Below are 23,190 nucleotides of genomic sequence, written 5' to 3' on the forward strand. Positions count from 1 at the left end.
GGGGTGGGTGATGGAGGGGGTGAGGCTTGTGGTTGAGCGTCGGATTGGCGGCATGACGATGATTGCGGACCGAAGCAAACTTGGCCCCTTCCTCCGTCCGCCGTCGCTGAGTTTGCCAGAGAGTTTACCCCACCTCCGTCCTCCTCGGGCTTGACCCGAGGATCCACGCCGGCCTCCATCAGCTGGGGCATGGATCCCAGGCTCAAGGCCTGGGATGACGGAGGTTGGGGGGCGCGTTTTCGACAAACGCCTCGCCGATCGAGCGCAACATTTGCGAGCGGGCGACGCTTGCTATGAGAACCCGTGCCATTTGCCTATAGCGCGCCTCCTCTGGACGACCTCGCGATATTTCTCGGGTGATAGCACCTGCCTCTGCCTGTGTCGGATTTGGTTGCAAAACCAGCAGGCAGCCACCACGTTCCCAACGTTATCTTTGCCGCCGCATGATTGCGGCACCAAGTGCTCAGCTGTGCACCGGCGGATTGAAGCTGCAGTGCTATTGATCATCTTGCAATCACAATACCAGCAGCAACCGGCCTGACGGACGGACGCTTCGTTTCTCAATTTCTGTAACTGTTTTGACACGTAAACTCCTGAGATCTTTTCGTTGATCCAGAAGTTGCTTAGCTCGAAGAGCCCACCCGCACTCGGCCGCTGATAGCGTGCAACGGACTGAGTTATACCCTCAACCCTGATGTGTGCGCTCTTAATTTAGTTGAAGCCGAGGAACTTGGCAATATCGTTGCTGACCAGGCCGAGAACCTCTTTCAGAACAGACGATCGACAAATTGCTCTGTCTCCCAGGTCTTCAGAAAATCCGCTTCCCGCGCGATCCAGCCGACGGTCTCGCTTCCCCATTCCTGTGCCCGGCTGGCATATTCGCCCATCAGCCAGAAGTGGCGGACGATCACGAAGCGAAGGGCTGCCTCAAAATCGTCCGGCGTGATCGGCCGGACGGCGCGATAGCCGTCGATGAAGGCGTTCCACATGGCGGTCGAGCTCCGGCCGAAGGAGACTTGCGCCCATAGAAAGACCGAGAGGTCGTAAGCGAGGTATCCGGGGCCGCCGTCGTCGAAGTCGAAAAATACCGCTTCACCAGCATCGTTGATCCGCGAGTTGAAGCCGTGACAGTCCCCATGACAATAGGTCCAGGTCAGATTGCCGAAGGCTTCGATCGCCTTTGCGGTCCGCGCAGCGATGGTTTCGAGATCGCTGCGGACGTCGGCGTCTTCCACAACGCCGCTGTCGCGTATCCGCGCCAGCGGCCGAAACAGCAGGTATTCGAGGTCAAGCCGGTAGAGCGCTCCGTCCGGCGAAAATGTCTCGGCTGCATTGTGCATCAGAGCAAGGGTCTTGCCGTTGGCGACGGCATCGCCGGCATCCGCCGCCTGCGGTTTGCGGCCATCGATCGCCCGGAAGAGCACCCCCTCGCGCGCCCCCTCCGGCGCATATCCCTGCAGGAACAAGGCGCCCTCGCGTGTCGGGATCGGTGCTGCGACCGGAACGGTCGATTGCGTGAGATGTGTGAGGAAAGCCGTTTCGGTTCTGACGTCGGCCGGACCCCGCGCCCGCTGATGGGAAAGTCGGAAGACATAACGCTCGCCGTTGCTCCCAACGACAAGATAAACATCGTTCAGGCCGCGTTGCAGCATTCGGCAAGAGACCGGCCCGGCAAGCGAATAGTGCTGATCGATGAACTGTTTGACAGCCTCAACCCGCGGGGTCGAATACAGCGGATCAAAGTCGAGCATCGGCGCTGCTCCCGCGTTTTGCAGACAACTGAGAGGGGATGCTCGGGTGCGTGAGGTCGCGTGAGGGCTGCGGGATCTCGCTGCGTTTTGACGCTTCTGTCGCCGGTTTGCCCATTCCGTTCCACTTTCGAATCGAACTTTTCCGCTGATCGCTCTGGAACAACCAGATAGCATAAGACGCGAAAGCCTGTCGCTGACCGCGAGCTTGGCAAGGCAACTGGCAATTGTGGCTGCTGCCGGCCCAAGGCGGTCCGGTTGGCGCGGCGTGGCTCGACCCGTCCTTCGAACTCCCGAAAAATGGGGAGAGGGGACGTGCATGGTAGAGCGGGCGGGGAACGGAGAGGGGCAAGGCTTATGATTACGGACTGGCGGCGTAAGCGCGGACGCCTTTGCATGACCCAAGCGAAATCCGCCGCTTCCTCTGTCCGCCATCCTGTGTTTACCGGAGAGCTTACCCCACCCTCCGTCCTCCTCGGGCTTGACCCGAGGATCCAGTTTGGCCTCCACGAGCTGCGGCATGGATCCCAGGCTCAAGGCCTGGGATGACGGAGGTTGAGGGCCTGCTTTCGACAAACGCGTTGCCGATCTGGCCGAACAACTGCGCTGAATTCTGCCGCAGCGATTGTTGTGGCGGCGGAGGCGATTGATGGCTTTGGGTCCACGTCCTGTTGACGCCGTGGCTCCGCGCCTGGTCTTTGTTTTAACCGCCGGCGCGAACCGGACAGCCGAGGCGTCCTGCTATCTCCGCCGCATCTGCGTCACAGCCAGCCATACCGCCGAGACCAGGAAATAGAAGGCGCCGAGGCCGGCGTAGCCGGCGATGTTGGCGATGGATGGTGGTTCCGGCATTTGCGCCTGGGCGATGAAGAAGGCGCCGGCGACGGCCGACTGGCCGCCGCTGAGGATCATCGACCATTGGCCGCCGTTGGTCTTCCAGCGGCGAACGGCCGTTCCGAGCTGCAGCAGACCGGAAAAGATCGCCCACAGGCCGAAGACGGCGAGGACTGAGCTCATGCTCATGGTCAGCGCGGCGATCACGGCGGCCGTTGTCACTGCGCTGACGGCGACGTTGATCGCCTGGCTGCGGTTATTTGCCAGGCCGCCATGTCGAGCAGCATCGACGAAATTGGCGGCGGCATCCCAGGCCGGGTAGAGGATCAGCAGCGCTGCCGCCACCGAGAAGGACTGGCGGCCGGCAGTCAGGGCGGCTGCGACCCAGAGGAGAGAAAACGCTGCGCGGGTGAAATAATACCGCGTCAGCCATTGTTCCCTGTCGCCAGCGGCGACGGTGGTTTGATCGTAGGTCATCATGAGTTCTTTCCTGAGTTTGGGATTGTTGGTCGCCGATCGACCCGGGGCGGCCGGGCCGACCGGCGACGGCGTGGCTCACATCGGCGGAACCACGCCATTCCTGCCGACAAGCACCTGATGGGCGATGGTGCCGGCGGCGGCCTTCTCGGCGGGCACGAAGACGACGGCGCCGGCAACAAGATCATCCTTGGTTGCCGGAGCGATGGTGACGACCGGCGTGCCGTCCGGAATGGAAATCTTCTTTTCCTTGCCGTGATAAGAGACGGTGACCGTCCGGCCGTCGACGCCCTTGACGGCGTCGGCGACGGTGGCATTGGTCATGCTGCTGTCCGGCTTGAGATCCCAGCCGTAGCTGCCTTCACCGGCGCCTTTCATGGCCGGCGGGAAGATCAGCACCTCAAGCGCGCCGTCACCGCCGCCCTCTTTCGGCAGCGAGGCGATGCCGACGAAGTCGCCCGGCTTGATGTCGCTGACCTCGGCCTTGGCGACGCCCGCAAGTTTAAAGTCGTCGGCGAGGGTGACATCGACGCTCGCCCCTTCGCGCGTCTTCACCGTGAGGGTCGAGCCGCTGTAATTGACGATGCTGCCTCTGACGTGAATCTGCTCGGCCTTCTGGTCCTGAGCAAAGACCGGCATGGCTGTTATCGCCGCCGACGAGATCGCCGACAGGCTGAGCATAAGGGCGGGGAGAAAGTTCGTTTTCATCTTGTTCTTCCTACTAGTTGGTAGTTTTGTAGGCCGGAATTGTCACTCCGGGCGGCCATTCCGCCCGGAACCTTATCGAGCGACGGTCGGAGACAGCCGCTGCAGGGTCGGGGCCAGAATGGTGGGAAACACCTCCGGCGTCCCGTAAGCCCGTGCGGAAAGCATGGCGCCATGGACGGATGCCATGAACACTTCGGCCTCGACGCGGGGTTCGCTCGACAGGCTCAAAGCCCCGGTCTTGGCGCCGCGTTCCATGACCGAAGTCAGCCAGGCGGAGAGAAAGCGGAAAAACCCCTTGACCTCCTCGGCGACCTCTGGCGGCAACGCCGGCAGTTCGCTGGCCAGCAGCGCGCAGACGCAAAACGGCCGGCTGGCATCGTCGATGCACTTGGCCCAATGGCCCGCATAGGTTTTGAGGAGCTCGAGCGGGTCCTGCACGTTCCGCTCCAGAGCCGCTACGCCCATCTCGGCATCGTCCCGATATCGCCGGATAAGCGTGCGGACCAGATCGGTCTTGCTGGGAAAATGGTGATGGATGCTGGCCTTGCGGATGCCGACGACCGTGGCAATATCGGCATAGCTGAAGCCGTTATAGCCGCCGTTGGTAATCAGCGCCCGCGCCGAGGCAAGGATCTCATCGGATGTCGTGAGAAGATTGATCATGGGTTGCTTCTACCTTCTAGTAGGTAGGCCGTCAAGCGGAAAACGATAGTTGTTAAACCGATTGGGCCGGCGCTGTTGGTTGCGCTTTCGACAAGGCACTCGTCTTCGGCGCAGCTCGCTGGACTGCCACGCGGTTACGTCGACCTGCCGGGCCTCGACAAGGAAACGGAAACGTTCAACGGCTACACCGTCGGCGCTGGCGTCGACTTTGCCTTCACCGACAATATCTTCGTCTGTGGCGAATATCGCTTCAACGACTTCGGCAAAAAGATATTCTGGGTGTTGATGTCGACCTCGACCAGCACGAGCTCAAGTTCGGTATCGGCGCAAAGTTCTATGAACTGTCGGCCAGATCAGCAGTCGGAGAGCCTCGCCATGTTGGCGGGGCTTTTTACGTTCCCCATACGACCGAGCGCCGTCATTGGCTGCCCGCCCCCGCATCGGCGAGTGGTTCGCGACCCTGGCGCTCTGCAAGGCTTGGAATAACGTCTGAGCCGAAGAACCGGGATGTCATTCCGCCGCTGTCTCGCCGGCGATCCGTTTGACCGCATCGGTCGCGGTTTCGAGCACACGCTCCGACATGCCTTGATCGGTCATGACGCGCGAGATGGTGACGGCGCCCACCATCAGCGACAGGATGACCATGGCTTTGTCATAGGGTTTTGCGCCGTCCGACGCGGGGATCAACTCGTCGAGAATCTGAAGATGAGCTTCGATGCCGTTCTGGAATGGAGCGCGGACCTCTTCGCTCTGGCGGGCCGCATCGGCGCCGAGCGCCGCCAAGGGACAACCATCGCCTTTCTCCTCCCGGTGGCCGGGCGAGAGATAGAGATCGACAACCGCTTCAAGCGGATTGGGACTTCCGGCGGCAACCCTCGACCATCTGCGCACCGCGCTCTCCATCGCTCGCCCGGATGCCAGCGCCACAAGATCATCCTTCGATTCGAACTGCTTGTAGAACCCGCCTTGGGTGAGGCCGGCTCCTTTCATCAGGTCCTTCAGGCCGATGCCGTCGAAGCCATGCTCGCGGAAGAGCCGGCTTGCGACATCGATCACCGTCTCACGATTGGCCTCGGCCTGAGCGCGACTGACTCTCATATCGATCTCCAATTAGATTTCATTTGACATCTATACCAGAATTAGAGTTAGATCGCAATCTAAATTAATCACTGCGCAGGTCAAGAAGGCTTACCGACATGAACCGCAAAATTCTCCTCGCCTCGTTCGGCCTGCTGGCAGCTGCCGGCGCCATGGCATACTTCTTTGTCGGGGCGTCCTCGCAAGGAAGCGCACAAGCTGCCGATCCCCGCACCGCACCGCCTTTCGTCAAGCTGGTTGAAGCAACGACGCCGGAGACAGCCGAGCGCAGCTTCACCGGCACCATCGCCGCGCGGGTGCAGAGCAATCTTGGATTTCGGGTGCCCGGCAAGATCGTCCAGCGTTATGTGGACGTCGGCGTGCAGGTCAAGGCCGGTCAGCCGCTGATGCGCATCGACGAAACCGATCTGCGGCTCGCCCTGACGGCGAAACGAAACGCGGTCGCTGCCGCTGAGGCCGTGCTGACCCAAGCGCAGGCAGACGAGAGACGCTACGCCGCTTTGGTGAAAAACGGATTGGCCGCGACGCCGCAGCGCTACGAGCAGGCAAAGGCAGCGCTTGACACCGCCACCGCGCAGCTTGCCGCGGCGGAGGCGGACGCCAAGGTGGCGGAAAACGAGACTGCCTATTCCGTCCTGGTTGCCGATACCGATGGAACGGTTGTCGAAACGCTGGGCGAGCCGGGGCAGGTCGTGACCGCGGGCCAAACCGTGGCCCGGCTCGCACAGGCCGGCCCGCGTGAAGCGCTGGTCTGGCTTCCGGAATTCCTCAGGCCGCAGCTCGGCGAGATAGCCGATGCCAGTCTCTACGGAAACGAAAGCCGACAGGGCAAGGCGCGGCTGCGCCAGATCTCCGACGCTGCCGATCCGCAAACCCGCACCTATGAGGCACGCTGGGTTCTGGATGGCGCTGCAGCGTCAGCGCCGCTGGGCGCGACGGTGACGATCAGGATCGCCAACAGCAGCGGCCAATCGCATGCCGCGGTGCCGGTCGGCGCCGTGTTGGACGATGGCAGCCGCACCGGCGTCTGGGTCTTCGATCAGACATCGTCGACCGTCCACTTCCGGCAGGTGAAAATCGAACAGATGGGTGAGGAGGTGGCGGTGGTTTCCAGCGTCAAATCAGGCGAGCCGGTCGTCGCTCTCGGCGCCCATCTGCTGCAGGACGGCGCCAGCGTGCGCGCCAAGGTGGAACAGGCAGAGGCGGCAAACTGATGAACTTCAATCTTTCCGCGCTCGCCGTTCGCGAGCGGGCCGTCACCCTGTTCTTCATCGTACTGCTCGCCGCCGCCGGGGCCTATGCCTTCGTCAAGCTTGGGCGCGCCGAGGACCCGTCCTTCACCATCAAGACCCTGACCGTGACAACGGTGTGGCCGGGCGCGACAGCGCGCGAAATGCAGGATCTGGTCGCCGAGCCGCTCGAAAAACGTCTCCAGGAACTCACCTGGTACGATCGTGTCGAGACGACAACGCGGCCCGGCTACGCCTTTTTGACCGTCACCTTGAAGGACAGTACGCCGGCCACGGCCGTCGAGGAGGAATTCTATCAGGCTCGAAAGAAGCTTGGAGACGAGGCCCGCAACCTGCCCAGGGGCGTGCTCGGTCCCTTTGTCAACGACGAGTATTCCGATGTCAGCTTCGGGCTTTATGCGCTGAAGGCCAAGGGCATGCCGATGCGCGAGCTTGTGCGCCAGGCCGAGGTGATCCGCCAGGATCTCCTGCATGTGCCTGGCGTCAAGAAGATCAACATCCTCGGAGAGCGGCCCGAACAGATCTTCGTCGAGTTCTCCTATGCCAAGCTCGCCACCCTCGGCATTTCGGCACAGGACATCGCGGCCGCCTTGCAGCGGCAAAACACCCTGACGCCGGCCGGATCGATCGATACGCGTGGGCCCCAGGTGTTCATTCGCTTCGACGGCGCCTATGACAGCATCCAGGCGATATCAGACACGCCGATCGCTGCGGCCGGACGCACCTTGAAGCTCTCGGATTTTGCCGAAGTGCGGCGCGGTTATCAAGATCCGGCCACCTATCTCATTCGCCATGACGGCGAACCCGCCATCATGCTCGCCGCGGTGATGCAACAGGGCTGGAACGGTCTGGACCTCGGCAAGGCGCTGGAAGAAAGATCCGTCGCCATCGCAAAGACCTTGCCGCTCGGCATGACGCTCGCCAAGGTCAGCGACCAGGCCGTCAACATCGACGAAGCCGTCGGCGAGTTCATGCTGAAATTCGCCATGGCGCTCGGCGTCGTGTTGTTCGTCAGCCTGATTGCGCTCGGCTGGCGTGTCGGCATCGTCGTCGCCCTGGCCGTTCCGCTCACCCTTGCCGTCGTCTTCCTCATCATGCTGGAAACCGGCCGGTTCTTCGATCGCATCACCCTTGGTGCGCTCATCCTGGCGCTTGGCCTCCTGGTCGACGACGCCATCATCGCCATCGAGGTGATGGTGGTGAAGATGGAGGAGGGGATGGATCGCATCAAGGCGGCAGCCTATGCCTGGAGCCATACCGCGGCCCCGATGCTGTCGGGCACGCTGGTGACGATCATCGGGTTGATGCCGGTCGGCTTTGCCCGGTCGACCGCCGGCGAATATGCCGGCAACATCTTCTGGGTCGTCGGCTTTGCCCTGATCGTCTCCTGGATTGTCGCGGTAACCTTCACGCCCTATCTCGGCGTCAAGATGCTGCCGGCGATCAAGCCGGTCGAAGGTGGCCATCACGCCATCTACAACACCCCGAACTACCGGCGCCTGCGGCGGGTTATCGAGTTCACCGTGCGCCACAAGTTCGTCACCTGTGTGGTGGTCGCCATCGCCATGGGGGCCTCCGTCGTTGGAATGGGATCGGTGAAAAAGCAGTTCTTCCCGACCTCGGACCGTCCCGAAGTCCTCGTCGAAGTCCGCATGCCCGAAGGCACCAGCATCGAGACGACGACTTCAACGGTTGAGAAGCTTGAAGACTGGCTGCAGAAGCAGCCGGAGGCAAAGACCGTCACCAGCTATGTCGGTCAGGGCGCTCCCCGCTTCTTCTTTGCCATGGCGCCGGAATTGCCGGACCCGTCCTTCGCCAAGATCGTCGTGCTGACCCCTGACGCTCACACACGCGAGGACTTGAAGCTTCGCCTGCGCGCCGCCGTTTCGGACGGGCTCGCCCCTGAAGCCTATGTCCGCGTCACGCAGCTGGTCTTCGGTCCTTACACGCCGTTTCCGGTCGAATTCCGGATCACCGGCCCGGATCCGCAGCAACTGTACCAGATCTCCGACAAAGCCCTCGATATCATGAAGAGCGTGCCGGATGTGCGCCAGGCAAACCGCGATTGGGGCAACCGCACGCCGGTGTTGCGCTTCGTTCCCGATCAGGATCGGCTGAACCTGATCGGCCTGTCGCCGGCCGAGGCGGCCCAACAGCTGCAATTGCTGCTGAGCGGAGTTCCGATCACCGAGGTTCGCGAGAATATCCGCAACGTGCCTGTCGTTGCCCGCAGTGCCGGCGGCAACCGGCTCGATCCGTCCAGATTGGCAGACTTCTCGCTGATGAGCCGGGATGGGCGACAGGTTCCGCTCGATCAGATCGGCCACTCGGAAATCCGGTTTGAAGAACCGATCCTGAAACGCCGCGATCGTACGCCTGTCATCACCATCCGTTCCGATATCAGCGAGGCGTCGCAGCCGCCTGAAGTCTCGGAGCAGGTCATGAAGGCGCTTCAGCCGCTGATTGCCTCGCTTCCTGTCGGATATCGGATCGAGATGGGCGGCAACATCGAGGAATCAACCAAGGCCAACGACGCCCTGGTGAAAATCTTCCCGATGATGATTGCCGCCATGCTGATCGTTATCGTGCTGCAGGTCCGTAGCCTGGCGACGATGACCATGGTCATGCTGACGGGGCCTCTCGGTCTTGCCGGAGCGGTTCCGGTTCTGCTGCTCTTCGACAAGCCCTTCGGCTTCAATGCCATTCTCGGATTGATCGGGCTGGCCGGCATCCTGATGCGCAACACCTTGATCCTGACCGAACAGATCAAGGACAATAAGGCAGCCGGTCTCGACGATTATCACGCCGTCATCGAAGCGACGGTGCAGCGGACGCGACCGGTGATCCTGACCGCCCTTGCCGCCGTGCTTGCCTTCATTCCTCTCACGCACTCGGTGTTCTGGGGGTCGATGGCCTACACGCTGATCGGCGGAACGGCGGTCGGCACGGTGATGATCCTGCTCTTCCTTCCCGCTCTCTACGCCATCTGGTTCCGCATCAAGCCGACAAAAAACGAGAGCCATGAAAATTCACCGAAGGCGGTGGAGTTACCGACGGCAATGGCTGCCGAGTGATATCTCCGGAGGCGGTCATGACTTTTGCGGATCCGACAGCAACTGACCTCGAGCAGTCGCGGACGCGGATACTCGAAGTGGCGGAAAGGTATTTTCGGCGGATCGGCTATCATAAGACGTCGGTCGCCGACATCGCCGCCGAACTCGGCATGAGCCGCGCCAATATCTATCGCTTCTTTCCCTCGAGGACGGCAATCAACAGTTCCGTCTGCGGGCTGGTGGTCAAAGAGGTTGCTGAAATCGCTCTGGCAATCGCACAAACCGATGCGCCGGCGAGCAAAAAGCTGGCGGATCTCTTGACCGCCATTCATGGGCACAGCGCGAGAAGGCTGGTGGAGGATAGACCCATGCACCAGTTGCTCGTCGCCGCCGCGGATGGAAGTTGGGCAACCATCAACGCCCATAATGAGCAGATCCTGGCAATCCTCAAAGCGCTTGTCCGCGAGGGTGTGCAGACAGGCGAGTTCAAGGTTGAAGACGCCGACGAAGCCGCGCGCGGCATCATCACCGCCTTCCTGCCGTTCTTCCATCCGGTTCTGGTCGAGCAGCGCGTTCAGGAGGGTGAGGCGACCGCAGTCAGCGTCCATGCCCAAATCCGCTTCATCCTGACAGCGCTCGGCACGTCAGACCGCGCGACGTCACCGAAAGGGATCAGCGCGTAATTTAGCGCTGCCGGCCTTGTTCTTTCCGATAAAGCCATTATCTAGCACACTAGATAAATGCACACTAGATGAAGCCATGTCGAACAACGAGATCGCATCCCGCCGCGCGGTCGGCACCCAACTTTCGTTTGCGCTTTATGGCGCCGCCAATCGGATGGCGCGCCTTCACAAGCCATTTTTGCAGCCGCTCGGCCTGACATTCCCGCAATACCTGGTGATGCTTGAACTTTATAGCGGTACGCCCCGCGCCGTTGGAGAGTTGGGTTTAAAGCTCGATATGGACACCGGAACGATCACGCCGCTGCTGAAGCGTCTGGAATCGGCCGGCACGGTGACCCGGACGCGCGATCACCATGACGAGCGGCGGGTGCTCATCCATCTGACCAAAGCCGGTGAATCCCTGCGCGAGGAACTTTGGGCCGTCACCGACAAGATCAAAACCGCCTGCCAGCTCGCGGACGAGGGGCTGGCCGATCTGCGCGACACGCTGCACGCATTCGCTCGCCCCGCCCGCGATTGAGCCGGGCGTCCCTCCACATCAGAGAAAGGACATCCCATGAAGATCGGGATCATCGGCGCTGGAAATATCGGCGCGACGCTGGCGAGAAAATTCGCCGCCGGCGGCCATGAGGTCAAGCTCGCCAATTCGAAGGGGCCGGACACCATCCGCGATCTTGCCGGCGATATCGGAGCGGCCGCCGTTTCGAAGGAAGAAGCCGTCCGGGGCGTCGAGGTGGTGGTTCTTTCGATCCCATTCGCAAGCTGTCGCGATCTCGGTGGGCTCTTCAATGACGTACCCAAAGAGGTCGTGGTGATCGATACGTCAAACTATTATCCGTTTCGCGACGGTGCGATCGCGGACGTCGATGGCGGGATGCCCGAAAGCGTTTGGGTGAGCGGGCAAATCGGCCGACCCGTCGTCAAGGCGTGGAATGCCGTACTGGCGGCAACGCTCTCGGAGAAGGGGCGGCCTGACGGCACGGATGGACGCATCGCCATTCCGGTTGCAGGCGATGCTCCGGAAGCCAAGGCGACTGCCATGGAGCTGGTTGAGGCCACCGGCTTTAATGCGCTGGATGCAGGAGGGCTGGCGGAGTCCTGGCGTCAGCAGCCCGGCAACCCAGCCTATTGCACCGAGCTTGCAGCAAGTGAGCTGGAAGAGGCGCTGCGATCGGCGGATCGATCCCGCGCAGCCGATCATCGCGACGCCCTGATCAAGGAATTCTTCGCGGCAGGCACGAGCCTGACCCACGACGAAATGGTCGCTCGAAACCGAGCCGGGACTGCCGCTCCGAAATCCTGAGTTCGTGAGGCTCGTGCTGCTTGGTCACCTCGGCGGGCCGCACGGGCTCGGCGTTATGCCCCGGCGCGTCCGGAGGCGTGATCACCGAAAAAAATCTCCGTAAAGCAAAAAGTGCTTGATTTTATATTTCGATTGACATCTAAAGTGTAGATAGATGTCGATCGAAATCTTACGCGCTTGGATGCCAGGTTCTGCTGTCCTTTGCCGACAGGGTGAAAAGTCCGACCTTTCTAGCGAAGCCCGCAATCAACCACTCGCGCCCAACCAGGAGCATCCATGTCTCAAAATAAAGTTGTCGTCATCACCGGGGCATCCTCCGGAATAGGCGAAGCGTCGGCCCGTCTTCTTGCCCAAAACGGCTTCCAGGTGTTTGGCGGCGTGCGTAACCCGCAGCGCGTCAATGCCATTCCCGGCGTGCGTTATGGGACTGCCGACGTGACCGATGACGCCTCGGTCTCCGATTTCGTTCAATGGGTTTTGTCCGAGGCAGGCAGGATCGACATCCTGATCAACAATGCCGGCGTTTCGCTGGTCGGCCCGGTCGAGAACACGTCGCCTGCCGAAGCTCAAGCGGTCTTCGATACCAATGTTTTCGGCCCTCTGCGCATGATCCGCGCGGCCTTGCCCTCCATGCGCGCCGCTCGGAGCGGTCTGATCATCAATATCAGCTCGGTCCTCGGCTTCCTGCCGGCCCCGTTCATGGGATTATATGCCAGCAGCAAGCATGCACTCGAAGGACTGTCGGAGTCGCTGGACCATGAGATCCGAGAGTTCAACGTGCGCGTCGTGCTGGTTGAACCGACCTTTACCAACACCAAGCTCGATGTAAACGCGGCCCAAACCGCAGCGCCCCTGGGCGCTTACGCCACGCAGGCCGACGCGACCATCAAGGCGGTACAGGCCCAGATCAAAACCGCGCCGTCGCCACTGGCAGTCGCCGAGAAAATCCTCGCCGCAATCAACGGTCCATACAAAATGCGTCAACCGGCCGGTGGCCAGGCGACGCTTCTCAGCCGGCTGCGCCGGTTCATGCCGGCAAACGCGGTCGACAGCAGTCTGCGAAAGACATTCGGCTTCGCAAAGCGCAAGGCGTCGTAAGTCTTGGCCCAAATATCCGGGGCGCCGGGTGCACTTGCCGCCTTCCTTCCTGTCACCCATCGGTCGAGAGGGTGACAGGCTTCCACGCCTCGATCTCGTGGCTAAGGCGGGCGATCCTGCCCGTCACATGCTTCAGCGCATCGCTGCCGAGCAGAAGTTGCGGCGGTGGCGTGTCGGATTCCACCAGCGCCAGGACGGCGGCGGCCAGTTTGGCGGGATCGCCGAGCTGCTTGCCGCTGACCGCCTGCCGCGCTTGGCGGATCGGATCGAACAGGCCATCGTAATCGGCGATCGTCCGCTCCGTGCGGACCATCGATCGACCGGCCCAGTCGGTTCGGAACGAGCCGGGGCAGAGCGTCGTCACATGCACATCGAACGGCGACATTTCCGAGCGCATCACCTCCGATATGCCTTGCAGCGCAAACTTGCTGCCGCAGTAATAGCCGATGCCGGGCATGGTGATCATCCCGCCCATCGAGGTGACGTTGACGATGAACCCCTTGCGTCGGGCGCGGAACCTCGGAAGAAACGCCTTGGCCACCGCCACCGCGCCGAAGACATTCACCTCGAACTGACGCCGCATCTCTTCGATCGGCGACTCCTCGAGCACGCCCTCATGGCCGTAGCCGGCATTGTTGATCAGCACGTCGACCGGCCCATGCGCGTCCTCCGCCTGGCCGACCACGTCAGCGATACGGTCGAACTCGGTGACATCGCAGAGGACCGGCCGCAGGGCAGGCAGGGCTGCGGCGAGCGCTGCGCGTGAGGCCTCCGAGCGAACGGTGCCAATCACCCTGTGGCCGGCCGCGACCGCCGCCGTCGCAATGGCCAGCCCGAAGCCGGAATTGGCGCCGGTGATGAAAAAGGTCTTTTTCGACATGATCTGCAAACACTCCTTGATTGCGGGTGTTTGACAAATAATATGAAGCGATCGGTGCTTCGATGGCGGATTGTTTGAATATGTTGCCAAATCCTATCAACGATCGAAACCCGTCGAGGCGGCGAGAAATGGTCGAGCTGGCCGCAGCGCTCGCGCCCCGCCATGGTTACAATCCGATGGCGCTTGGCTACGTCCGCATCTTGCGGACCGAAGCGGTGCTCGACGACGTGCCGGTGCTCTACAAGCCAGGCGCGGTTTTCGTCCTGCAGGGCAGCAAGCAGGGCATCCTCGAAGGGGAAGTCTTCGCTTACGATGAGGACCATTATCTGGCGGTGTCGCTGCCCGTTCCCTTCCGGATGAAGTCGACGGCCAGCGCCGAGCGACCGTTGCTGGCCGTCTATGTCGAGTTCGACATGCAGATGGCGGCCGAGATCGCCCTGCAGGTGGAAAAACACGCCGAACTGAGAAGCGACGCGCCGAAAAGTCTGGTGTCGAGCCGGATGGCTGGCGATATCGAGGATGTCCTGCTGCGGCTGCTGACGGCGCTTCGCAGCCCCGCCGACGTCGCCGTGCTCGGCGCCGGCCTGCTGCGTGAACTGCACTACCGGGTGCTGGTCGGGCCGCAAGGCGGCGCGATGATCGCGGCGCTGCAGCAAAAAGGCAGATCCGGAAAGATCATCCGGAGCCTCGCCTGGTTGCGGGAAAACTTTGGCTGCGAGATCGCGGTCGCCGATCTGGCCAAGGAGGTGGGCATGAGCATTCCCTCCTACCATGTCCACTTCAAGGAACTGACCGGCAGCAGCCCGATGCAATATGTCAAAGCGATCCGCCTCCACGAAGCACGGTTGATGATCGCCCGCCAGACGCGCACGATCGCCGAGGTCGCAGCCTCCGTCGGCTACGCCAGCCCGGCCCAATTCAGCCGCGACTTCAAACGCCATTTCGGCCGCACCGCATCGGAAGAGACAAAGTGGGTCCAACGCCATCTGGGCGAGGTGGGGTGAGGATCACTGGGGGTGGGGCAGGAGTGGGCCGCACAGAGTATCGAAGTGCATGGCTGTGTTATGACGCACCTCCGCACGGCCCATCATACTTACGATTGGCGGAGGCTGTTGTTCCCGAGCGGAGGGAAAATTTTTATCATCCACATCGTCATGTTTTCACCACCGAAAAGAACAGGAACCGCGGCGTCATCGTCAGGCTCCGATAGGCCTCAGGGAATAGCGTCCGGGCGCCAGGATCTGGCTGCGGCTCGCTGACGATATCGATCTGAAATCCAGCCGATTTGAGTGCGTCGAACATGGCGTGCAGCGGCCGATGCCAGAAGCGCATGGCGATTTGCTTTTCGCCGCGCTGCCAGGTCTCGTCAAAGCTGTAGGTCTCGAGATAGTTGTCGCGGCCGCTCGACGGGTGATCCATGAAGGGATGGTGTGTCGAGAAAACCAGGCGGCCGCCTTGCGGCAGCAGCCGGTTGAACTCCATGAGCGGCCCCGACCAGTCCGGCAGATAATGCAGGACCAGCGAAGCGAGGATCAGCCCGAAAGCGTGATCCTCGAACGGCAGGGCGTCGCCGAGATCCGCCTGTAGCAGGCGCGCCCGCCCATCGAGGCGACGTTGCGCGATCTGCAGCATGCCGGCACTGGCATCGATCCCGGTCACCACAGCCCCACGCTCGACAAGCGCTGCCGCATGCGCCCCGCCGCCGCATCCCGCATCGAGCACGGAAAGCCCGGCGACCTCGCCGACCAGGGCAAGAATGGCCGGCCGCTCGTAATAGGCATTCCAGGCGTTGGCCTCATTATCCGCGTCGTATGCCGCCGCGAAGGCATCATAATCATTCTCGGCCAAGATTTTCCCCTTCTTCAATGACCGCTTCGGCTCATTGCCCCCATGTCCTGACACGCCGCCGTGTTTGCCCCAGGGCTCACCCCACCCTCCGTCCTCCTCGGGCTTGACCCGAGGATCCACGGCGGGCTCCGTCGGCGGCGGGCATGGATCCCAGGCTCAAGGCCTGGGATGACGGAGATTGGGGATGTGTTTTCGCCAAACTCCCGGCCTGCGCAACGGATGGCGCGTCGGCGTTCTATGTGAACCGCAGTCTTTACGTTGCCTCTGTTGCCCGCCAGGCCCGGTGCGTCGCTGTATTTGCCCCAGCGCTCACCCCACCCTCCGTCCTCCTCGGGCTTGACCCGAGGATCCACGGCGGGCTCCGTCGGCAGCGGGGATGGATCCCAGGCTCAAGGCCTGGGATGACGGAGGTTGGGGAGACGTTTCGCCAAACTCCCGGCTGAGGCTAAGCCTTGCCCAGATGTTTCGGCCAGAATTCCTGATGCACTGCGGCGGCTTCGTCTTCGAGGACCGGCCCAACCACAGTGACAATGCGCGCGCCGGTTTGCAGCACCGCCCGGCTCGGCACGTTCAATCCGATCCCGGCGATCTCGCCAAGCCGGGCTTCGGAGCACGCAAACACCATACGCCCGATGCCCGACCAGTAAATCGCCCCGGAGCACATCGCGCACGGCTCCGTGCTGGTGTAGAGCGTGCAGTCGGCGAGAAAACCGGTGTCGTAGTGCTGCGCCGCAGATTTAACCAGGTTCATCTCGGCGTGGTTCGTCATATCGTGGCCGGTGAAGACGCTGTTTTCGGCGCGCAGGATGATCTCGCCGTCCTTCACCAGCACCGAGCCGAATGGTTCGTCGCCTCGGTCCATCGCGGATTTCGAGAGCGCAATCGCCTCGCGTAAAAACGGCTCGTGGTTTTCCATCAGATTGTCCCCAAGAGTTAGAGCGGGACGAGTCTGTCTTGAATCGGCGGGATTTCCAAGGGCTGCAAATCCGATTGAGGATCGGCGATCCGGATCGCGGCAACCGTCTTCTTGTCGCTTAGCAAAGTCTGCCGTCTGGGGACCGCCGCCGGATGTCTCGTCCGGGTGCAGGCGCCCGCACGTCAGCCGCCCCACACTCGAACCCTTGCCACCTTACGAAAATGTATAGCCCCGGCGAGGTGCCGGTGAGATTTCGAGCGCAAGTTTGGCGCAGTCATTGCCAAGTCGAAGGCCAGATTTCTCATGAACATGCACGCTACACCTGCCGCCCTGATGCCGGCGATCCATCCGGTCAGCCTGCGGGTCAACACCTATCTGATCAATCTCGACCGGGCGCCATTGCGGCGGTTTCGCATGGAGCGCCTGCTTTCCGGCATCGGCCTTGCCTTCGAGCGGGTGGCGGCGGTGGATGGCGCAACGCTCAGCCTGCCGCATCCGGATTTCGACGAAGCCTCCTATCTGAGCCGGCATGGCCGCCGGCCGAACCTTTTCGAGATCGGCTGCTATCTCAGCCACGTCGAATGCGCCTGGCGCTTCCTCTCCGGCGATGCCGAATTCGCCCTCATTCTGGAAGACGACCTCGATTTCGACGATGACCTCGCCGATGTGGTGGAAGCTGCCCTGCAGCACCAGGAGCGCTGGGACATCCTGCGTCTCTCCACCGTCAACACCGGGCGCAAACACCAAGTGGCGCCGCTGACGGCATCGCGCTCGCTCGCCATCGCGCTCACCCGCGAGAAAGGCTCCGGCGCCTATCTGATCAACCGCAAGGCGGCCGGCTGGATGGTCGGCGCGCTGCTGCCGATGCGGCTGCCCTATGATCTCGCCTTCGACCTGGAATTCGACGAGGGCTTAAGCGCCTGCTTCGTCGATCCGCTGCCGGTCAGCCAAAGGGCGGATGCCTGCTCGCAGATCCAGGCAGGGCTTTCGGCCTACCGGCTTGGCCGCCGCCGGCCGTGGAGCGTTCTGCCCTATCGCACTGCTGCCGAAATACGCCGCTTTGCTGCCCGCTTCAGCCGCCTCGCGGCATCAAGGGTGAGCGGTCGGGACCGCTCACCCGGGATGAAAGGTCAGGATCGCTCGCCGGGTTGAGCTGTCAGGACCGCTCCCCGGAGAGTAGGGGGAAGGCGATCGAGACGATGAGGCCGGGTTGACTGTCTCCCATGGTGATCTCGGCCGCATGCAGCTCGGCGATCGCCTTGACGAGGCTGAGCCCGAGCCCGCTTCCGGGCGTCGTGCGGCTTTTGTCCAGCCGGTAGAGCCGCCGGAACACCTTGTCCCTTTCGCCGGCGGGAATGCCGGGGCCGGTATCGGCGACCGAGAGGATGGCGCGATCGTGCTCACGGCGCAGCGAAACCGTGATCACCGTTCCAGCCGGGCAGTGGTTGATCGCATTCTCCACCAGGTTGGCGATCATCTGGGTCAGCAGATCGCGGTCGCCGCGGATGATGGCGGGAGCGCGCGCCGTTATCCGCAGCGACTTCTGCGCATCTTCGGCGACATCGACATAGACCTCGGAAATCACCGCAAGCACGGCATCGAGATCGGTCGGCTGGAAACGCTCCTTGCGGGCGCCGGCCTCGATCTGGGAAATGCGCAGCAGCGCCTCGAAAGTGGCGTTGATCCGGTCGCTCTCGTTTCTCGCTTCGTCGAGAAGGACCGACACATCCGCCTGCCGGTCATTGCCCGCCACCGCGGCATCGAGCGTCAGCCGCAGCCGGTTCAGCGGCGTTTTCAGATCATGGGCGATATCGGTGCTCACCTGCCGCATGCTCTCGACCAAGGTCTGCAGCCGCACCAGCGCCGCGTTGATCTGGATCGCCACCGTATCCAGATCGTCGCCGTTGCCGCTGATCGGAATGCGGGCGTCGAGCGCGCCGTGGGACACGTCGTTCATGGTGTTGGCCACCCTGTCCAGCCGCGCCTGGGCGCGAACGGCGAGAAAGGCGCCGCCGCCGATCGCCGTCGCCACGACGATCGCCGCGGCCCATTCGAAACTTTCAAGCACGATCCTCAGCATCTCGTCGACATCGTTGAAGTTGTCGCCGACCACCAGGCTGTAGGGGCCGATCGTCGACACCTGCATCCGGTAGCGTTCATGCCCCTTCAGCCCGACATCGCCCGAGCTGACGGTATAGACGCCGTTCGGGATGGGCGGTGCGGCGAAATTGCCGGCGAGCTTCTTGCCGGCATGGTCGGTCAGCGAATAAAGCCCGTCGGAGGTCGACTGGAAGCTCGCATAATTGTTCAGCGTGTTGACGAGATCCCCGGTGTCACCGGGCTCGTAGGTCGAAACGATCAGCGAATTCATCTCGGTGAGCGACTGTTCGAGATCGCGGGAGAGGCCAAGGTCCAGCATGTGATAGATGATCGCGCCGCTCAAGAAGAAGGTGACGACGAAGAGCAAGCCGAAGGTGACGGCAAGCCGGAACGGCGTGCTCCGGCGCAGGCTGGAGAACGATGCCAAAAATCCTGTGGGGTTGGGAGCCATCATGTTCTAACGCGGCGCATGCAGGCTGTATCCGGTGTTGCGGACCGTGTGCAGAAGCTGGGCTTGGAACGGTCTGTCGACCTTGGCCCTCAAGCGGCTGATATGGGTCTCGACGACGCTGGTCTTCGGATCGAAGTGGAAATCCCAGACCCGCTCCAAAAGCATCGTCTTGGTGATGACCCGGCCTTCGCCGCGCATCAGCACTTCGAGCAGGACGAACTCACGCGGCTGCAGCTCGATCACTTGGCCGGCGCGGCGGGCTTCGCGGCGGATCAGATCGAGCTCGAGATCGGCAACCTTCAGCACCGTCTTCTGCTCCTGCACCGGCGGCCGGCGGCCAAGCGCATTGACGCGCGCCATCAGCTCGGAGAAGGCGAAAGGCTTGGTGAGATAATCGTCGCCGCCCGCCTCCAGCCCTTCGACCCGGTCGTCGACGCCGCCGATCGACGTCAGGAACAGCGCCGATGTGCCGATCTTGGCAGCCCGGAGCGAGCGAACGATCGCCAGCCCATCGAGCCCCGGCAGCATGCGATCGACGACGATGACGTCATAGGCCTCGCGCTGCGCCTGAAACAGCCCATCGCGGCCGTCGCCGACCACGTCACAGACGTGGCCTGCCTCGGAAAGGCCCTTGGCGATATAGTCGGACGTCTTGGTATCGTCCTCGATAAGCAGGATTCGCATCGGCCCGATCGTTCCCGACATGCCTGGAGCGGGCAATTTAGCCGAGGCGCCGGCTTGGCCACAACTTACGGATTGGTAAGGTGCGGGGGCCCTGCTCAGTCAGGGCCTCCTGCCGTGGAATTATCCCGCAGGGTATATGTTTCCAAAGGCTCTATAGGTTCAATTGCGGCCATGAAGTTCTCGACCTCAGGCCCCCGATTAGTAAGATGCCTTCGCGACGACAGACGGAAACGGGATGCCATGACCATTAAACCTACACTCCAAACCGGCTCTCAAGACGAGTTCATTGGTAGGGAGAAGCTGATTGCCCATTCGGAGGAATTTCGGCCACGCGTCGTCCACGTCACCGACGGGGTATATGCCGCCATCGGCTACTCGGCGAGCAACGTCACCTTGATTGCCGGCCGGGTAGGTTCGATTATCGTCGACACCGCCGCCAATCCTGTTGATGCGACGGCCATCGTAGAGGCGTTTGGTTCTCACCTCGTTCGTCCCGTCAAGGCGATCATCTATACCCATAATCACCCCGACCATACGGGCGGTGCGACTGTGTTCGCGGGCAATGAAAACCCAGGAATTTATAGCCACGAGCTTTTGCGTTCTGCGACACCCAGCATGGGTCGCGGTCAGCGCGATGGAGGCGATGCCTTCGGCATGCATCTTCCGGCCGAGGACTTCATCAACGCGGGCACGCAGTTGGAATACGGCAGGACGATGCCTCATACCCGCCAAGGTTTTTTGCCGCCGACCAATACGTTCGATGGTGATGAGAAACCTATCACTATCGCAGGTATCGCACTTCAACCGATTTTGACCCCTGGGGAAGCGGACGACAACATTTCGGTATGGCTCCCGGAGCAAAAGGTACTCATCGCCGGCGATGTCTTGCTGAAGACTTTTCCGAATATCGCTCCGTTGCGCGGCCTGCCGACGCGCCCGGCAGATAAGTGGATCGAGAGCTTGGACAAGCTGCTCTCGCTCGAAGCGGATTTTATTGTACCGGGCCACATGGGTGTGATCGAGAATGCGGCCGATGCTCGCAACGCACTGACGGCTTATCGGGATGCCATCAAGTTCGTGTACGAAAAGACGATGGAAGGCATTGCCAAGGGTATGACCCCTGATGAGCTGGTACAGCAAATCAAGTTGCCTGAAGAGCTAGCGCAGCATCCCTACCTGCAGGAATTCTATGGGACCGTGCCGTGGTCGATCCGTGGCATTTATTGCCAGAATGCAGGCTGGTTCGATGGTAACCCAACCAATATTTGGCCCCTTCCTGCGAAAGAGCGAGCGGGAAAACTCGTAGCGATGTCGGGCGGCTCCGCCAAAATGCTGGAAAGTGCTGAAGCGGCGCTCGCAGCCGGTGAGTTTCAGTGGGCTGCAGAGCAAGCGGACTATCTGCTCGACCTCGAGCCCGGCAACCGCGCGGCGATGACAGTCAAGATGAAAGCGCTGCGCGAGCTAGGGGAGCGCCAAATGAACGCCACTGCTCGAAACTATTATCTATCGGTCGCCAATAACTTGAAGGCTCGCTATCTGGACGACGGTGATGGTCTCCGTAGTCCAGCCTGAAGAAACGGATGCATAATCGTGTAGATATAACGCGCTACTGCGCGAAGTTGCCGTCCGTCATGGTGGCAGCCTTGGGGCGGCTTGCTCAATGAGCGAGAGAGATGGCGCTTAAACCCAAGCTCGTAAAATCCGCGCAACTACGCGCCATTCAACGTCGGTTAGATCATAGCGGCTCATCCTGGAATCTGAATCAGGTTCCGCTACTACAGGAAAGTCTCAGCTCCAAACGAACGCAAAATTAGACCGTCAGGCTAGGGATGAAAGACCACTCCTCGGCCATGAACTCAAGCGTTTCGTCGCGAAAATAATAGAGGAAATGTCGGGAGTTAGCGGTGTCTGCCCGGATTGTCTCCCAAGGCACGGCATCGCGGATCGTGTCGTGGCCAACTAACTCATAGAACTCGCCCCAACGCGGGGCTATGCCACTGTAGCGACCATGGCCATCTACCTTATACCATTCATGATCGTTGGTGTCGTCCCAGCGCCACCGGCTGCAACCAATGAAGCTTAGAGTGCCCCATGTCTCATCAAACTTCGGACCGGCCTTCGAAAATAGGTTCAAAGCCCTGAGAATACCCGACGGTTTTCTGTCTTGCACGGGCCTATACGAGCGGAAACAGACGTTGACCGAGGGGCCTGCAACTGAAACCTGAGGCTCTGGCGCATTTGGCTCGGCGACCCAACCTTGGCCGAGCTGTTGTTCTACAAACTTAAGCATGGACTACGACTAGTCGATTTGCATGACGGGTTCCACCCAGGGCGGTCATCAAGACTTATGGGTTCACGGCCTAGTCCTGTTGTGGGTCGGCCTCGATCGCCCGGATGTATCTCGCGATTGATCGCTCCACGACATGCGATCCTTCGCGTTTGATCGTCCTGCCTGAAAATCCTCCATAGATCGCCTCGAACCGGAAGGGACGCACCGCTTCTCCTATGCCTTTCACCGCGCGCGCATTTAACGGTATGAGGTTCGGATAACTGCGCATGAAGCTGACATATCTGCGATCGAGGGTTACCTGCATTGTGTCACCAGCAAACAGCGCACCCCGTCCGTCTTCCAGCCAGGGGCAATAGAGCACCGAACTGCCGGCGAAATGGCCGCCGCAGCGGACCAGGGTCGCCTGGTTCAATTCGAAGATTTCGCCCGTCCATGGGCTGAGTGCCGGCCCTGATCTCCGCACCCATTGGCTATCATCGGCGTGGACATAGACAGGCACGTCGCCAAGGGCTTCACTCCACGCCATCATCGACGAATAGAAATGCGGGTGCGAAATCGCGATGGCCGCAAGGCCGCCCATGGCAGCAATTTTCGTGATGCTGGTCTCGTCCAGCAGGCTGAGGCAGTCCCACAGAATATTGCCGTCGGGGCCTTCGATGAGGAAGGCTCGCTGGCCGATCCCGAACTCTGGTGACATCTGAAGAGAGTGAAGGCCCTTGGCTTCCTCGGTCCAGAGTATTTTATGGGTCGAGCCGATGACCGCCATGTTCGTCCATGCCTGACCTGATGGCGGCACGAACTGTCGATCATCTTCGCAAACGGGACAGGCAGAGGGTGGCTCCGTGCTTTCGCCGAACTGAGTGCCGCAGGCGGTGCAGATATGACATGTCATGGTCAGGTTCCTCGCAAGCTTGGTACGTGTTCAGGGCCAGCATCCCGGTCGTATTCGACGATTTGGCCGGGATCACGTCGGTAGAGCCACAGCCCACCCGCGTCCCGGAACAGCTTCGACAGGACATGCAATCCGATCATCCCGCGCGAGCGCCCAGGCATGAATATCGGCATCGCTGTCGATTTCACCTCGCTGACGCCCGCCGGCATCCGGC

The 23,190-nt window shown here is 61.5% G+C and carries 23 protein-coding genes; 10 read left to right on the forward strand and 13 right to left on the reverse strand.

All coding sequences use genetic code 11. From position 1 onward, the window contains the following. Positions 1-291: 291 nt before the first annotated feature. From HJB89_RS33710 to HJB89_RS07400, 5 genes are all read right to left on the reverse strand, one after another. On the reverse strand, positions 292-585 hold the full coding sequence (locus HJB89_RS33710) for an HNH endonuclease signature motif containing protein (protein ID WP_221149450.1): 294 nt from the start codon (positions 583-585) through the stop codon (positions 292-294). 182 nt (positions 586-767) lie between these two features. Continuing rightward, positions 768-1,751 (reverse strand): phosphotransferase enzyme family protein, encoded by a 984-nt coding sequence (locus HJB89_RS07385; protein ID WP_221149451.1) that lies wholly within the window; start codon positions 1,749-1,751, stop codon positions 768-770. A gap of 738 nt (positions 1,752-2,489) precedes the next feature. Further along, on the reverse strand, positions 2,490-3,062 hold the full coding sequence (locus HJB89_RS07390; protein ID WP_221149452.1) for a DUF308 domain-containing protein: 573 nt from the start codon (positions 3,060-3,062) through the stop codon (positions 2,490-2,492). A 75-nt stretch (positions 3,063-3,137) separates the two neighbouring features. Further along, positions 3,138-3,767, reverse strand: coding sequence for a hypothetical protein (locus HJB89_RS07395; protein WP_221149453.1), 630 nt, complete (start codon positions 3,765-3,767; stop codon positions 3,138-3,140). Positions 3,768-3,839: 72 nt separating this feature from the next. Further along, a complete protein-coding gene (locus HJB89_RS07400; RefSeq protein ID WP_221149454.1) occupies positions 3,840-4,430 on the reverse strand; it encodes a TetR/AcrR family transcriptional regulator in 591 nt (196 codons plus the stop codon). Between the two features lie 75 nt (positions 4,431-4,505). On the opposite strand from HJB89_RS07400, the gene HJB89_RS33135 reads away from it, so the two are divergent. Continuing rightward, on the forward strand, positions 4,506-4,916 hold the full coding sequence (locus HJB89_RS33135) for an outer membrane protein (protein WP_259671991.1): 411 nt from the start codon (positions 4,506-4,508) through the stop codon (positions 4,914-4,916). A gap of 24 nt (positions 4,917-4,940) precedes the next feature. Here HJB89_RS33135 and HJB89_RS07410 read toward each other — a convergent pair whose 3' ends face one another. Next, entirely contained in the window at positions 4,941-5,528 is a 588-nt protein-coding gene (locus HJB89_RS07410) for a TetR/AcrR family transcriptional regulator (protein WP_207583300.1), read from the reverse strand. Between the two features lie 98 nt (positions 5,529-5,626). Here HJB89_RS07410 and HJB89_RS07415 point away from each other — a divergent pair, with 98 nt between their 5' ends. From HJB89_RS07415 to HJB89_RS07440, 6 genes are all read left to right on the forward strand, one after another. Continuing rightward, positions 5,627-6,742, forward strand: a complete 1,116-nt coding sequence (locus tag HJB89_RS07415; protein WP_207583301.1) for an efflux RND transporter periplasmic adaptor subunit — start codon at positions 5,627-5,629, stop codon at positions 6,740-6,742. Beyond that, positions 6,742-9,852, forward strand: a complete 3,111-nt coding sequence (locus tag HJB89_RS07420; RefSeq protein WP_207583302.1) for an efflux RND transporter permease subunit — start codon at positions 6,742-6,744, stop codon at positions 9,850-9,852. Before HJB89_RS07415 ends, HJB89_RS07420 begins: the two co-directional genes overlap by 1 nt. A 17-nt stretch (positions 9,853-9,869) precedes the next feature. Then, positions 9,870-10,514 (forward strand): TetR/AcrR family transcriptional regulator, encoded by a 645-nt coding sequence (locus HJB89_RS07425; protein WP_207583303.1) that lies wholly within the window; start codon positions 9,870-9,872, stop codon positions 10,512-10,514. Between the two features lie 76 nt (positions 10,515-10,590). Beyond that, on the forward strand, positions 10,591-11,034 hold the full coding sequence (locus HJB89_RS07430; protein WP_207583304.1) for a MarR family winged helix-turn-helix transcriptional regulator: 444 nt from the start codon (positions 10,591-10,593) through the stop codon (positions 11,032-11,034). A gap of 36 nt (positions 11,035-11,070) precedes the next feature. Further along, the gene (locus tag HJB89_RS07435) at positions 11,071-11,817 is read left to right on the forward strand and encodes an NADPH-dependent F420 reductase (RefSeq protein ID WP_207583305.1); all 747 of its coding nucleotides are present in this window, start codon (positions 11,071-11,073) and stop codon (positions 11,815-11,817) included. Positions 11,818-12,093: 276 nt separating this feature from the next. Then, a complete protein-coding gene (locus tag HJB89_RS07440; protein WP_207583306.1) occupies positions 12,094-12,915 on the forward strand; it encodes an oxidoreductase in 822 nt (273 codons plus the stop codon). A 52-nt stretch (positions 12,916-12,967) separates the two neighbouring features. Here HJB89_RS07440 and HJB89_RS07445 read toward each other — a convergent pair whose 3' ends face one another. Next, the gene (locus HJB89_RS07445; protein WP_221149455.1) at positions 12,968-13,795 is read right to left on the reverse strand and encodes an oxidoreductase; all 828 of its coding nucleotides are present in this window, start codon (positions 13,793-13,795) and stop codon (positions 12,968-12,970) included. 80 nt (positions 13,796-13,875) lie between these two features. On the opposite strand from HJB89_RS07445, the gene HJB89_RS07450 reads away from it, so the two are divergent. Further along, positions 13,876-14,799, forward strand: coding sequence for an AraC family transcriptional regulator (locus HJB89_RS07450; protein ID WP_221149456.1), 924 nt, complete (start codon positions 13,876-13,878; stop codon positions 14,797-14,799). Between the two features lie 148 nt (positions 14,800-14,947). Here HJB89_RS07450 and HJB89_RS07455 read toward each other — a convergent pair whose 3' ends face one another. Both HJB89_RS07455 and HJB89_RS07460 read right to left on the reverse strand, forming a co-directional pair. Beyond that, positions 14,948-15,643, reverse strand: a complete 696-nt coding sequence (locus HJB89_RS07455) for a class I SAM-dependent methyltransferase (protein ID WP_207583309.1) — start codon at positions 15,641-15,643, stop codon at positions 14,948-14,950. Positions 15,644-16,088: 445 nt separating this feature from the next. After that, the gene (locus HJB89_RS07460) at positions 16,089-16,559 is read right to left on the reverse strand and encodes a nucleoside deaminase (RefSeq protein ID WP_207583310.1); all 471 of its coding nucleotides are present in this window, start codon (positions 16,557-16,559) and stop codon (positions 16,089-16,091) included. 303 nt (positions 16,560-16,862) lie between these two features. On the opposite strand from HJB89_RS07460, the gene HJB89_RS07465 reads away from it, so the two are divergent. Then, positions 16,863-17,711 (forward strand): glycosyltransferase family 25 protein, encoded by an 849-nt coding sequence (locus HJB89_RS07465; RefSeq protein WP_221149457.1) that lies wholly within the window; start codon positions 16,863-16,865, stop codon positions 17,709-17,711. A gap of 4 nt (positions 17,712-17,715) precedes the next feature. Here HJB89_RS07465 and HJB89_RS07470 read toward each other — a convergent pair whose 3' ends face one another. Further along, positions 17,716-19,113, reverse strand: a complete 1,398-nt coding sequence (locus tag HJB89_RS07470) for a HAMP domain-containing sensor histidine kinase (protein WP_207583312.1) — start codon at positions 19,111-19,113, stop codon at positions 17,716-17,718. A gap of 3 nt (positions 19,114-19,116) precedes the next feature. Next, the gene (locus HJB89_RS07475) at positions 19,117-19,794 is read right to left on the reverse strand and encodes a winged helix-turn-helix domain-containing protein (RefSeq protein WP_207583313.1); all 678 of its coding nucleotides are present in this window, start codon (positions 19,792-19,794) and stop codon (positions 19,117-19,119) included. 240 nt (positions 19,795-20,034) lie between these two features. On the opposite strand from HJB89_RS07475, the gene HJB89_RS07480 reads away from it, so the two are divergent. After that, on the forward strand, positions 20,035-21,366 hold the full coding sequence (locus HJB89_RS07480; RefSeq protein WP_221149458.1) for an alkyl/aryl-sulfatase: 1,332 nt from the start codon (positions 20,035-20,037) through the stop codon (positions 21,364-21,366). Between the two features lie 238 nt (positions 21,367-21,604). Here the strand turns inward: HJB89_RS07480 and HJB89_RS07485 are convergent, their stop codons facing one another. Beyond that, positions 21,605-22,084 carry a hypothetical protein gene (locus HJB89_RS07485; protein ID WP_207583315.1) on the reverse strand — a complete coding sequence of 160 codons (480 nt, stop codon included), beginning with the start codon at positions 22,082-22,084 and terminating at the stop codon, positions 21,605-21,607. 70 nt (positions 22,085-22,154) lie between these two features. Then, on the reverse strand, positions 22,155-22,976 hold the full coding sequence (locus HJB89_RS07490) for an MBL fold metallo-hydrolase (protein ID WP_207583316.1): 822 nt from the start codon (positions 22,974-22,976) through the stop codon (positions 22,155-22,157). Positions 22,977-23,190 lie beyond the last annotated feature (214 nt).

This window comes from Rhizobium sp. NZLR8, from assembly GCF_019685025.1.
Classification (GTDB): domain Bacteria; phylum Pseudomonadota; class Alphaproteobacteria; order Rhizobiales; family Rhizobiaceae; genus Rhizobium.